12 protein-coding genes and 2 pseudogenes are annotated in these 12,920 nt (G+C 51.5%); 9 read left to right on the top strand and 5 right to left on the bottom strand.

Annotated features, from left to right (window positions below; translation table 11 throughout):
• Positions 1–51 precede the first annotated feature (51 nt).
• From JK232_RS11390 to JK232_RS11375, 4 genes and pseudogenes are all read left to right on the top strand, one after another.
• Positions 52–630 carry a phage baseplate assembly protein V gene (locus JK232_RS11390; RefSeq protein ID WP_212589211.1) on the top strand — a complete coding sequence of 193 codons (579 nt, stop codon included), beginning with the start codon at positions 52–54 and terminating at the stop codon, positions 628–630.
• Entirely contained in the window at positions 630–986 is a 357-nt protein-coding gene (locus JK232_RS11385) for a GPW/gp25 family protein (RefSeq protein ID WP_212589210.1), read from the top strand. The genes JK232_RS11390 and JK232_RS11385 overlap by 1 nt, the downstream gene beginning before the upstream one ends.
• Positions 973–1,881 carry a baseplate assembly protein gene (locus JK232_RS11380; RefSeq protein ID WP_212589209.1) on the top strand — a complete coding sequence of 303 codons (909 nt, stop codon included), beginning with the start codon at positions 973–975 and terminating at the stop codon, positions 1,879–1,881. Before JK232_RS11385 ends, JK232_RS11380 begins: the two co-directional genes overlap by 14 nt.
• Positions 1,874–2,085: pseudogene (locus tag JK232_RS11375) on the top strand (phage tail protein I); the annotation flags it as partial. The gene JK232_RS11380 and the pseudogene JK232_RS11375, both read left to right, overlap by 8 nt.
• A gap of 351 nt (positions 2,086–2,436) precedes the next feature.
• Here the strand turns inward: JK232_RS11375 and JK232_RS11370 are convergent.
• On the bottom strand, positions 2,437–3,357 hold the full coding sequence (locus JK232_RS11370; RefSeq protein ID WP_212589208.1) for a nuclear transport factor 2 family protein: 921 nt from the start codon (positions 3,355–3,357) through the stop codon (positions 2,437–2,439).
• Positions 3,358–4,053: 696 nt separating this feature from the next.
• On the bottom strand, positions 4,054–4,527 hold the full coding sequence (locus JK232_RS11365) for a hypothetical protein (RefSeq protein WP_101828118.1): 474 nt from the start codon (positions 4,525–4,527) through the stop codon (positions 4,054–4,056).
• A gap of 619 nt (positions 4,528–5,146) precedes the next feature.
• On the opposite strand from JK232_RS11365, the gene JK232_RS11360 reads away from it, so the two are divergent.
• The 3 genes from JK232_RS11360 (at position 5,147) to JK232_RS11350 (ending at position 7,153) form a co-directional block, all read left to right on the top strand.
• Positions 5,147–5,965, top strand: a complete 819-nt coding sequence (locus JK232_RS11360) for an AraC family transcriptional regulator (RefSeq protein WP_212589207.1) — start codon at positions 5,147–5,149, stop codon at positions 5,963–5,965.
• A 75-nt stretch (positions 5,966–6,040) separates the two neighbouring features.
• On the top strand, positions 6,041–6,403 hold the full coding sequence (locus JK232_RS11355) for a cupin domain-containing protein (protein ID WP_212589206.1): 363 nt from the start codon (positions 6,041–6,043) through the stop codon (positions 6,401–6,403).
• Between the two features lie 147 nt (positions 6,404–6,550).
• A complete protein-coding gene (locus tag JK232_RS11350) occupies positions 6,551–7,153 on the top strand; it encodes a site-specific integrase (protein WP_212589205.1) in 603 nt (200 codons plus the stop codon).
• A gap of 88 nt (positions 7,154–7,241) precedes the next feature.
• On the opposite strand, the gene JK232_RS11345 is transcribed toward JK232_RS11350, so the two are convergent.
• Entirely contained in the window at positions 7,242–7,871 is a 630-nt protein-coding gene (locus JK232_RS11345) for a LysE family translocator (RefSeq protein ID WP_101858149.1), read from the bottom strand.
• A gap of 466 nt (positions 7,872–8,337) precedes the next feature.
• Here JK232_RS11345 and leuA point away from each other — a divergent pair, with 466 nt between their 5' ends.
• Positions 8,338–10,008, top strand: coding sequence for a 2-isopropylmalate synthase (gene leuA, locus JK232_RS11340; RefSeq protein ID WP_212589204.1), 1,671 nt, complete (start codon positions 8,338–8,340; stop codon positions 10,006–10,008).
• On the opposite strand, the pseudogene JK232_RS11335 reads toward leuA, so the two are convergent.
• Positions 9,998–10,758, bottom strand: a pseudogene (locus tag JK232_RS11335) (AraC family transcriptional regulator). The gene leuA and the pseudogene JK232_RS11335 sit on opposite strands and share 11 nt — an antisense overlap.
• Positions 10,759–11,020: 262 nt before the next feature.
• Positions 11,021–11,905 (bottom strand): alpha/beta fold hydrolase, encoded by an 885-nt coding sequence (locus JK232_RS11330; protein WP_072929431.1) that lies wholly within the window; start codon positions 11,903–11,905, stop codon positions 11,021–11,023.
• A 237-nt stretch (positions 11,906–12,142) separates the two neighbouring features.
• Here JK232_RS11330 and JK232_RS11325 point away from each other — a divergent pair, with 237 nt between their 5' ends.
• Positions 12,143–12,901: a carbon-nitrogen hydrolase family protein gene (locus tag JK232_RS11325; protein WP_101854561.1), complete on the top strand. Its 759-nt coding sequence runs from the start codon at positions 12,143–12,145 to the stop codon at positions 12,899–12,901.
• Positions 12,902–12,920: the final 19 nt, after the last annotated feature.

Genomic DNA, 12,920 nt, shown 5'->3' with positions numbered 1-12,920 from the left:
ACACAAATAATCACGATCCCTTTTGCTTTTATCTAATGGCAGTCTTAAAGCATGAACACACAACTTACCGAAATTATGCGCCTTATCACCAACCTGATCCGCACCGGCACAGTCTCGGAAGTGGACCCGGTGAACTGGCTATGCCGGGTGAAAACAGGCGAACTGGAAACCAACTGGATTAACTGGCTTACCATGCGCGCCGGTAACACCCGCACGTGGTGGAAACCAACCGTCGGGGAACAGGTGTTGCTGCTGAGCCTGGGCGGCAATCTTGAAACCGCCTTTGCGTTGCCCGCCATATATTCCGATGCCTTCCCGCCGCCCGATTTTTCAGAAGATGGCAGCACTACCGTGTTCAAAGACGGCGGCTGGTTTCAATACGAACCTGAAACCGGGCAACTGCTGATTAAGAACATCAAAAGCGTGCGCATCGAAGCGGCGGACGGCATTCAGTTATTAACCAGCCAGTTCGGCATCAATGCTGACCAGACCCGTATCAACGGGGATTCCGTGATTAACGGCAGTGTCACGCAGGGCGGCGGCGCGATGAGTTCAAACGGCATCGTGGTAGATGCGCACGTACACGACAAGGTGAAATCCGGCAGCGATATGTCAGGAGGGCCGCAGTAATGAAATATCAGGGGATGAACCAGCAGACCGGAAAGTCGCTCACGGATACGGACCATATCCGCCAGTCCGTGCGTGACATTCTGGTGACGCCGCAAGGCAGCCGCATAGCTCGGCGTGATTACGGCTCGCTGATTTTCAAGCTAATGGACCAGCCACAGAGCGCCGCAACACGCTTGCAGGTTATGGCGGCAACCTATTCGGCGCTGAGTCGCTGGGAACCGCGTATTACCCTGGACACCATCAATATAAGCAGTGCCTTTGATGGCTCAATGGTTGTGGAATTAACTGGGCAGCGCAGCGACGGCGCGCCCCTCTCACTGTCAGTTTCAACGGGGGTGAACAGTGGCAGTCATTGACCTTTCACAGCTGCCCGCGCCGCAGGTAGTTGAGGCACCGGATTTTGAAACACTGCTGACGACGCGCAAGGAATCGTTTATTGCGCTCTATCCGGCGGACGAACAGGACGCTGTGCGCCGCACGCTGGCGCTGGAATCAGAACCCATAGTGAAGCAGCTGCAGGAAAGCACCTACCGGGAAATTCTGTTGCGCCAGCGCATCAACGAGGCGGCGCAGGCCGTCATGGTGGCCTATGCGCTCGGCAGCGATCTGGATCAGCTGGCAGCAAACTATAACGTGTCGCGCCTGGTCACGACGCCTGCCGACCCGGACGCCGTGCCGCCGGTTGAGGCTGTCATGGAATCAGACGATGCGCTGCGCCTGCGTGTGTTTGATGACTTTGAGGGGCTGAGCGTGGCCGGGCCGAGGGCCGCTTATGAGTTTCACGCCAAAAGCGCGGATGGGCGGGTGTCGGACGTGTCGGCAACCAGCCCGGCCCCGGCGGAAGTCCTGATCACTGTATTGAGCCGCGAAGGTAACGGGCTGGCCGATGCTGACCTGCTTAGTGCAGTGAACGATGCCCTGAATGATGAAAGCGTGCGCCCGCTGGCCGACCGGGTGACAGTGCAGGCGGCTGAGATTATCCCTTACGCCATTGACGCCACGTTGTATCTGTACCCCGGACCAGAGGCGGAGCCGATCCTGGCCGCGTCAAAAGCCAAATTGCAGACCTATATCGCCAATCAGTCAAGGCTGGGGCGTGACATCCGGCAACCCGCCATTTATGCCGCCTTGCATGTTGAAGGGGTGCAGCGCGTTGAGCTGGCATCACCGGCTAAAGACGTCGTGCTGGATAAAACGCAGGCCGCATGGTGCCGGGGCTGGACGGTGAAAAATGGGGGCACGGATGACTAACAGCCTGTTACCGCCCGGCTCATCGGTGTTTGAGCGCCGACGTGCAGCGGGATTTCCGGGCTGGATGTGCCGCTGCGTGATTTATGGGATCCGGCAACCTGTCCCGCCTCATTCCTGCCTGACCTTGCCTGGTCGTTTTCAGTAGACCGCTGGGACGAAAGCTGGGCGGAAAGCGTAAAGCGGCAGGTGGTGCAGGATGCGTTTTAAAAACCTGCTGCCATTTTGCTGCCAATAGAATGCGCTGCCAATAAAAAAGCCACCGTGCAAGGTGGATTAATTATCTAATTATAAAGATAAAATTTGGCTTCCCTGTTGAGTTTGAACCAACGACCAAGCGATTACCTGCACTCCCTCGGCTTTTCAGAGGCCCGGTTTCGCCGGGCTTCTGTCTCTGAAGAAGAGCCGGCCCTCTCTGATAACCCGCTTCTGACACCGCTTCCTGGCGCAATGTCCGCTCCCTGCTCAACGCGGACAGGGCCACGCGCCCGGCAGCTTGGTGCCGGAAGCGGACGTGGTTGAATTCACTGTCCGGATACGGGCCTCAAGACATTAATATTATCCGTTCACCTCAGTGGTTCTGACGTTCTTCTCACCCCAGTAGGCTTTTGTCTCCACAATCTCTCCCGCCTCATTGAATTTCATTACGTCGATAACGTCGATAATGACGTTTTTCCCTCCCAGTTCTGTATGAATGGAGAACGCCATCGCAGCAGATTTCCCCTGCGTTGCCCGTACAGGTGCATTGAGCTCTACCCTGGAAGCCATCCCGTTTTTTACAAAAGACGCCAGGTTTTCTAACCCTGTAATCGGTGCTGTGCCTACCGGATCCTCACCACTGAAATCCTGCGCAAACAAACCCAGAAAGGCATCGACATCTTTATTATTGATATGATCGAGATAGGAATGCAGCACACCCCGCATATGAGCTTCCGTAGGTGGTCGTAATATATTGACATCAGGCATATATTTCGGAAGAAACGTCTCTTTTTCACCTTTAATAATTTGTATGTCATCCACACCCCAGTGAGCGTTTAGCGCCACAATTTTACCGTCCGCATTAAAGCGCATTACGTCTACCACCTGGATAAGCACTTCGTGGTCGCCAAAATCCATGTTAATTGTGAAAGCCATGGCCGCTGACCCACCGGGAGATGTGCGAATCGGAGCAGATAATTCCGCTTTTCGCATTGCAGACAGCCCCTCCCTGACAAAGGTTTCAATATGACGTTTCCCGGAGACAGGATTTGCGCCCACCGGATCAATAATCACTGCGTCTTCCGCGTACATATCCAGGATTTTCTGAGGGTTCTTCTGGTTTAAGGCGTCAATATATTGAGTCAGAACCTCATGCATATAGGCTTCAGTTGGAGAACAGGGGACCGACTCGCCTTTCATATATGCCTGAAGCACAACCTGCAAATCGGGTTGTGAATGCCCGCTATCTTTATTCATCACGCTATCCTCGCTAATTTTCATAGGGCCACCTTCCCGCTTTCGGTAGAACATGTCGGCACCATCAGCAATGAAAGATCACTATGTGGCCTCGTACTGTGCCACTGTCTCCCCAATACCGTTTATATCGTCATTACGGTCAGTTGCTCACATTATGCACGTTTAACATGCCCCACCTATTTACCGGCGGTAGCCGTAAATGAGCCGTTTCAGAATATACATTTATCAAAAACAGGAATAAATCGGCAAAAATAAGAAGATACTTCCCATATTTGGAAGGTTAAAGGGGGGTTAAGCGCTGCCAGGCTGAAGCGGAAATGTCCGCTCCTCGCTCATAACGACCATAGGTTTATGCGGCGGTCTGTTTTGTGTCAGAAGCGGACGTTGGCTGAATTGAAAAAAATCGTGATGTGTTTTCATTAACGCAGATCGCCAAGGCCTTGGGTGCATCGGTGGCCGCAGAGGCGATGGACGCAGTGCAAACGATCGGTGCGGATGCCGTCCTTGGCTATAAGCAGCCGGTTCCAAAGACGCTGGACAGGCAGTACGCACGGCAGCCTGACAGTCGCGGATTGCGGCAGGCTCGTTAAGTCGGGCGGCGTCATTCTCGACATCACCCGTCGCCATCAACGCTGTTCCGCATATCCTTTCCCCCGGCCGAAAATTTGTGATGGCAAAGCAGCACATCGCGACGTTACATCCCTTGAAGACTGCGTGCGTTTAAATACGATGTGGGCGCGTGGCGAAGAAGACCACCGCGGCGCCGAGAGCAACGATGAGCGTATCTTCAATCAGGCCGCTCTTGGTCTGCCCCATCGCTGCCATGGCCTTTTTGCGTGCCGCAAGCGTTGCATAGGCAAGTGGCACAGCGGCAGAGACAGCGATCGCTGCCCCGGTTTTTTCTTCTCCGCGGGGTGCCAATGCGGCGCCCGCAATCCCTGCACTGGCCACGCGTGCTGACAAGCCCAAAAACACGGTGCGGTCCGGCGCTGACTTCATCTTGTCGCCAAAGAGTTCACCTACGCCCATCGCTAACGCGCCGTATTTGAATAGCGGACGGTCCAGCAGCAGGAGACTGCCTGAGGTGTCGCGCCCGGCAGCGCGTGCTGTAGCCAGGGCCGCCATCGGCGTCATGGAACGGCAGCTGGCGACAAAGCCAATCAGGGCGGAATAAACAAAATCGGTTATTTTCATTAGTTATCTCCCGGATAAACAGAGGTTTTTCCTTTTAGCGCTGAGTCGCATCCTGCAATGCCACAAGGATTTTTGCAGCCGGTGCGCGCCAGGCCATTCACTGTGCGTGGCCTCGTCGGCAAATGACTATTGCAATAGTCAGTATAGATGAACGGTTTGAGACGGCTAAAATGCCGGAAGTGGGAGGCGGAGGAACGCGGAGCGCACGTCATTGCCGGGCCAAACCTCAGTGATAATCATCTGGCCGTCAGGACGAGCGGCTACGGGCTTACTCCCTTCATCGGCATGACTGTTCACCAGGAAGAGCTGATGCCGGACGGCCGCCTCCCGCTCAAAGCTGCCGGAGGTCTTCAATGGGCTTCAGAGTGCCAGATGCGGTCATTTTGGCATTCGTCAGGCTGCTCTGTGCCAAAAGCGGACATATGTGCAGGGGTTACGCGTTTTTATTACCTATAGTCCCGGATTGAACAGGGTTACTGGCAGTTTTTGATGCGTTTTTGATGCATCTGGCAGAACGAACCTGAATGTGAGACCAACGCGCTTTCATCAACTTCTTTCAAAATAGAACCCGATAAGGTTATGGTAGAAATTCTCCTTTAACTGGAAGCAGGTGTCGCGCATGTCAGCTCCACAATCGAATAAAGACTGGGTCAGAGTTGCACACACGCCGGGAAAAATTGAACGCCTGGAGGCTTACTTCAGTGGATATGGTTATGAACCTCATCGGCATGATACTTATGCGATCGGCAGGACACTGTCAGGTGTGCAAAGCTTTCGTTACCGAGACAGTAAACAACACAGTTTACCAGGCGGGACAATAGTCCTGCATCCGGATGAAATTCATGATGGTGAGGCAGGAACGACAGAAGGATTTCAGTACCGGATGCTGTATATCGAGCCGGCGTTAATTCAGAAAATTTTGGGCGGAAAACCATTACCATTTATTCCAGGTGGATTATCAGCAGATCCCCGGCTTTTTGCCGCTACCGGACCGCTGTTAAAAGCATCAGAAGATTCTATTGATGTCCTTGAAGAGGAGGATGCACTTTATGATCTTGCCCAGACTTTGGCCGTCGTAGGAGGGCAACGCTTTCGTCGCTGCCTTGTGGATTATCAGTCTGCAGAGCGCGCGCGCGAATATATACAATCTGAATTCAGCCAAAACATTACGCTGGAAACCTTATCTATCGTCTGTGGTAAAGATCGCTGGAGCCTGAGCCGGGATTTTCGGACACTTTTCGGCACGAGTCCTTATCGCTATGTAACAATGCGCCGTCTTGCATACTGCAGACATCTTATTCAGATAGGTCTGTCACTTGCTGAATCTGCTTTAGAGGCAGGGTTCTCAGATCAAAGCCATATGACACGGCAGTTTATAAAAGCATACGGTATTTCTCCGGGCCGTTGGCAAACCTTCATTCACCCCCATTGTGCCTGAGTTGCACGATCGTTCAAGACCGTCACAGCCACTTTATTTATCCTCGACGTTTCTTAAACATTAAGGAATGTCATCATGTATTTACCGGTAAATCTGGAACAAAAATTCTCTCTTTTCGACACCCACTGGCAGCCAAAAGTCATTGCGCAGATGAACGATTACCAGTTCAAAATCGTGAAAATAGCGGGCGACTTCATCTGGCACTCACATCCTGAAACCGACGAGGCCTTTATAGTAGTGGAGGGCGTATTGCGTATCGATTTTCGCGACGGCCACGTCCTCGTTAATCCGGGAGAAATCTACGTTGTACCAAAAGGTGTAGAACATAAAACGTCAGCCCAAACGACGGTAAAAATGATGATGATAGAACCCTGTGGTGTGCTGAATACCGGACATGAGGGTGGGGAACGCACCGCTGAAAGCGATGTCTGGATCTAGCTGAGTTGTATCAGACAGCCCGGCTGGCTGGTCTGTCTGATATATCATAACTATTTAATAACCTCAGGCTCAATTCGAGCCTGAACGTCCGCTTCTCGCTCATATGGGACATCCATAATCACATCTCCTGCCTAATGGAGATTGAACATGACAATATCCCCCTGGAACAAAAGCCGTATCATTGGCCAGAAGCGACCTCTTCAGATATCTCATATCTGGGGAATTCGCATCCGACTCGAGCTGGAAGGAAAAGTACGCGACCTGGCTCTGTTTAACCTTGCTCTGGACAGTAAACTTCGGGACTGTGATCTGGTGAAGCTGAAGGTTTCTGATGTAGCCTACGGACATTCTGTTTCGGGCAGAGCGACAGTACTGCAGCAAAAAACGGGGAGTCCTGTTCAGTTTGAACTGACTAAAGGAACCAGAGAGGCAGTAGCTGCATGGATTAGAATGGCTCATCTGCGCAGTGGCGACTATCTTTTCCAGTCCCGCGTCGGCTCTGCACGCCACATCTCAACCAGGCAATATAACCGTATTTTTCATGGTTGGATTGAGAAGTTAGGTCTCGACGATTCGCTTTACAGTACGCATTCTATGCGCAGAACTAAACCATATCTGATCTACAAAAAAACGAAAAACCTCCGGGTGATCCAGCTACTGTTGGGTCATAAAAAACTTGAAAGCACAGTTCGTTACCTTGGCATTGAAGTCGATGATGCCTTGGAGATATCTGAGTCGATTGAAGTCTAAATCGCGAGGGCTGCTGTTGCAGCCCTATGCCAGAAGCGGACACAACTAAAACAGATGTAGTATGAATAAGGATTAAGGCGCTATATCTTCAGCTACGGCTAAATATCAGCTTTAGCCCTGCAATAGCGAAGCAGGAGGCTAATAACGCATCAAGCCCGCGACGAATACGACGATAAAATGCGCTCATTAATGGAGTCGAGAACAGCAGCGCATAGCCGCAGAATACTGCCACACAAATAGTCGCACAGCCGAAAACTATCTCAGGTAAAGCAGAGGCTGCCGCGCCCGGTTTAAGTGCTACGGACATGATCGCCACCCAGGTGAGGATCGCTTTAGGATTGCCGACGTGCATCAGGATGCCCTGCTGGAAAAGTTTGCCATATGCGACGCTTTTGTCCTGTGATTTACACACGCTGGCGTCAGAGCGGGAAAGCGCAGATTTACCCGCTTTACATGCCAGCCATAACAGATACAACCCACCTCCAATTTTTAACACGATCAGCAATTGAGCAAAAGTTGCAAGAACGGTTAACACGCCGCAGGCCGCCAGAAGCGCCCACATCATCGAACCGCCGATGACACCACCTGCCAGAGCCAAAGCTGCACCGCGGCCCTTATTCATGGCCGTACCCATAATAGCCATATTACTTGGCCCTGGGCTGGCTGTTGCGACAAAGTAAGTGGTGTAAATAAGAATTAGTTCATGCGAAAGCGCCATGCTTACCTCTATGTTGGGATTGTCCTTTGTTTCAGTTATATCGAATCGAGTAAAAATTCACTATGCATTCTTGCTTATTCTGACAATGAGCATGTTATCGAAATGTCCGCTTTTCTCTCATAGCTGCTCTTGAAACCTGCTCACTGGCAGCTCTGTGCCAAGAGCGGCCTTCAGCATTCCGCTTAACAGGGTAACGAAGTAAAAATCCCATTACGCAGAACGGCTTTGTTGCCTGACAGAACTCAGTAAATAATGCTGGAGATAGTAAGTGATATTTCAATCAGCTGTCAGCCTGAGAAGCATTACAGCAAAATAAAGGCATGAATGATTTTTATCCTGTTCATATGTCCGCTAAAAATCCCTACTTCGCAGTTGTCATTTTTGAATAAGCAGTTGTCATCTTCTGATGAGTTTTGGGGCCGATTTAGCACGACACTGGGGCATCTTTGTTAAAGAGGAACCCGGTATGTTGAAAAATCCTTCACTCAAGTATAAAGCGCATCCTCCTGTCAGTCTTACTGACAGGCAATGGCCGGATAACACGTTGACCCATCCACCGCGCTGGCTTTCTACGGATTTACGCGATGGTAATCAGTCGCTTGCTGAGCCCATGGACAACGCCCGGAAATTGAAATTTTGGGATCTTCTAATAGCTTGTGGTTTCCGTGAAATCGAGGTCGCGTTTCCCTCTGCTTCACAAACGGATTTTGATTTTGTGCGGACGCTCATTGAAGGTAAACGCATTCCAAAAAATGTGAACATTCAGGTTTTAACTCAGGCAAGAGAGGATTTGATTAGGCGGACATTTGTATCATTGCAGGGAGTTCATCAGGCGACAGTTCATTTATATAATGCGACGGCGCCACTTTTCAGGGAAATCGTCTTTCGTCAGACACGTGATGAAATTGTTCAGCTTGCCATCGACGCGACCAGGCAAATCCGTCGATTATGCGATGAGACGCCGGAAACCGATTGGACATTTCAGTATTCTCCTGAAACGTTCTGCTTTACTGAGCCTGATTTTGCCCTTCAGATTTGTGAGGCCGTGGCAGAGGCCTGGGAGCCGGATACGTCTCGTCCCATGATTATCAACCTTCCTGCAACGGTTGAGGTCAGCATGCCTAATATTTACGCCGATCAGATAGAATATTTTTGCCGCCATTTTTCGCGCCGCCAGCAGGTTTGTATAAGCGTTCATCCACACAACGATCGTGGAACAGGAATTGCCTGTGCTGAGCTTGCACTACTGGCTGGCGCTGATCGCGTTGAAGGCTGCCTGTTTGGAAACGGAGAGCGTACTGGCAATGCTGATTTAGTGACGCTGGCGCTGAATCTTTATACGCAGGGCATCTCACCCGGTCTCGACTTCAGTCAGATGAAAAAGGTGGTTGAAGTGGTGGAGGAATGCAATCAGCTGCCTGTTGCGCCGCGTCATCCCTACGCCGGCGAACTGGTTTTTACTGCTTTTTCCGGCTCCCATCAGGACGCAATCAAGAAAGGATTTGCTGCACGGCTGGGCACATCAGATTCTTTCTGGAAAATCCCCTATCTGCCGCTCGATCCGGCAGATATCGGTTGCAGCTATGAAGCGGTTATCCGTGTGAACAGCCAGTCAGGTAAAAGCGGTGCGGCCTGGCTACTCGAGCAAAATCATAACCTTATCCTGCCACGCCCGCTTCAGCAGGCATTCAGCCTTCGTGTGCAAAAAGAGGCGGAACGTGGTGAGAAAGAATTGTCACAGATGGCTGTCTGGAACCTGTTTCGTCAGGCGTATGGCATTGTTGACGCACCACCAATTCGTTTAAAAGAGTATGTCTGCAACAATCAGCCTGACCAGCGTACAGTGCTTTCTGCTGAGCTCATATGCCATGGTAAAAAGCTGAGCCTGACGGGAGAGGGAAATGGTTTCCTTTCAGCGGCTCTTACAGCCCTTTGCCGGGAGGTAAAAACAGAGCTTGAAATAGTGAGTTATCAGGAGCATGCACTTGGTAAACGCAGCGACAGTCGCTCCGTCGCTTATGTGTGCTGCCAGGACCGCACGGGGAGGTGCGCATGGGGAGTCAGTATTGACAGTGACATTACCCGTGCCTCTCTGCAGGCTATGCTAAACGCTGCAGCGGATTTCGTCACTTGCTGAAGTAATCACTGGGCGTCATTCCCATTACCCGCCGGAACATAACGCTGAACGCGCCGGGGCTGGCATAACCTGAATCCAGAGCCACCCGCGTTATTTGCTCGCCCTGCGCCAGGCGCGTCAGGGCGTGCAGAAGACGTGCTCGCCGAACCCACTCGCTGAACTGCATGCCAGTTTGCTGGTAAAAATGGCGGTTGAGCGTACGCCCGCTGGCGTTGATTTTTACGGCCGCCTGCTCAATTGACCAAGTCTCATGCGGTGCATCGCGAACGGCTTGGCATAGCCGTTTCAGTCGCTCTGAGACCGGCTCTGGCAGGTGAAACGGAAGCGTGTCCATAACGCGAACTTCATCAAGCATCAGTTCGTAAACACGTTCAGCCCGGCTTCCGGGCGTGTAGTCTTCAGGAAGCGTCAGCGCGCAGATAATCAGCTCCCGTAACAGGTCACTCACGCCAACAACCTGACAGATGACGGGCAGATCAGCCCGAGCCAGCGGCTCTACAAAAACACCCTCGCCTTGACATCCCCTGTGATATGAAGAGCATGTGGGATATTTGCCGGTATCCATACTCCGCGTGAAGGAGGGACTATCCACAATCCGAGCCGGGTCTCAACGCGAATAACACCACTCAGCGTATGAATAAGCTGAGCACAGTTGTGCGTATGCCAGTCTTCATAATCGCCGTGCCTGTAGTCATGTGCATATGGAATAACTGACCGGCCTGAAAAATCAAAGTCGCTTTGTCTAGTCACTTAATAGATATCGCTCATTCTCTCATAAAGAGTCATTCTGACTCTCTTTCGACGCACAGCCTTTCATCGCCGCTTTCAGGCATCCTGTATTGAATGGCTTGCGATGTACCAGGCACATACCGCCTACCCGCTCACGACACTAACATTATTTGGACGCCGGACCCCTGCCTTATGATCGCCATTGTCCGCTGTTCGCTCACAGCGGACATTTTGGCATTCGTCAGGCTGCTCTGTGCCAAAAACGGACATTGCCGTTTCACTATCAGTATATATCTGTGCGCTGCTGGCAGCATGGCAACAGAAAACGCTGTAATTCAGCCGTGACTTCTTTTGGATTTTCCTCGGCCATATGGTGACCGCTGGCTATCGCCTTGCCCCGGACATCACGTGCCCAGGTTTTCCAGATACCTAATACATCGCCATATATATCTTCCAGATCATCATATTTTGACCATAAACAAAGCGTTGGGCACATAATCAGGTTTCCTTTCTGACGATCCTGAAGCTCATGTTCTTTATCAATGCTAAGACCGGCACGATAGTCCTCGAGCATCCCATGGACAGTTTCCGGATCATGAATAGCTTTTCTGAACTCAAGGTACTCTTCATTTCCCATTGTTTCAGGCTGCCCGCCATACCATTTGTCAGGATCAGCGAGTATTGCCCGCTCCGGTTTTTCTGGCTGAGCAAAGAAGAACCAGTGATACCACTGCCGGGCAAACTTCTCATTACACCGGTTGAGGGCTTCAAGTATTGGAATGCAATCAAGTACGGCAAGCCGTGTGATTCGCTCTGGATAGTCAAGAGCGGCTCTGTAAGCTGTGTAACTTCCTCTGTCATGCCCAACAAGCGCAAATTGCTCAAAACCAAGCTGACTCATCAACTCAATACAATCTTTTGCTTTAGCTCTTTTAGAAGAACCCGCATGATCACGCTGATCAGCCGGCTTTGACGATTGGCCGAACCCCCGCAAATCAGGGCATACGACGGTAAATGATTTGGCTAGCTCGGGAGCCACTTTTGACCAGGTTACATGGGTACGGGGGTGTCCATGCAATAACAGAACAGGTGGCCCATTCCCCCCATAGCGCACATTGAGCTCTGCTTCTGAAAGGCTGACCCGTGTATGTGTAAATCCTTCAAACATATGCTGCCTCCCACGCCACTAGTGTGGGGATAATTATAGGCTGCTGTGTAGTTGGGCACGTTGCTACATAAGGGGTTGGGCAGAATTCACCTTTCATTCGGCCTGCCTGTTGGTCCGCTCTGTGCCGGAAGTGGGTGTTCGGATAAGCTCGTTATCGATACAACTGTTAAAAATGATGACGCATAGTGTTTATTTTTATAGGGTAACGGAGGATTCTAAAACCGGCGAGGAGTGGGCATGGAAGGTATTCAGAGAAGATTACGCATCGCAGCAGGACAGTTTGCGCCGGTGCGCGGCGGTATCGATGAGAATATGCATTATCACGACATGCTGATTAAGTCCGCAGCATCCGCAGGCGTTAACCTGATCATCTTCCCTGAACTCTCTCTGACAGGTTATGAACCTGACATGGCTGAAGAGCTGGCTCTGGCTGATGAAGCCTGTCTTAGCCCACTTCAGGTATTGTCTGACAGATACGATATGACGATTATCGCAGGTGCACCGCTGCGTGTTAAAGAGGGAAAACCGGCCATTGGTGCCTGTGTGATTTCTTCCGGGCGGCCTGTTTTCTATTACCGAAAAATGCATCTTCACCCTGGGGAGTCCGACTATTTTTCAGTGGGTCATACGGAGTGCATTTTTAAGGAACAGGCATTTAATGTAGGCGTAGCGATATGCGCAGATGCAGGACAACCGGTGCATGCAGAACGCACGGTACAGCAGGGTGCTGACGTGTATCTGAACTCCGTGTTGAGCGCCGGTGGGTATGACAAAGATGCCGGGCAGCTTCAACATTACGCCAGACTTTACGCAATGCCCACGCTGATGGCCAATTACTGTGGCCCGTCAGGTGGCTGGAAACCGGCAGGTAAAAGCGCCGCGTGGGATGCCAGGGGTGAACTTATCGCGCAGGCTCCGGAGGATGGTGCTGCCCTGGTTATCATGAACATTCAGGGCGGAGAGTGTTCGGGCGACGTCATCCGTCTCAATACATAAAAGTAAGCCAGGGAAGTCC

Source organism: Nissabacter archeti (genome assembly GCF_018257325.1).
Classification (GTDB): Bacteria; Pseudomonadota; Gammaproteobacteria; order Enterobacterales; family Enterobacteriaceae; genus Chimaeribacter; species Chimaeribacter arupi.
This window is presented reverse-complemented; position numbering and strand designations above follow the sequence as displayed.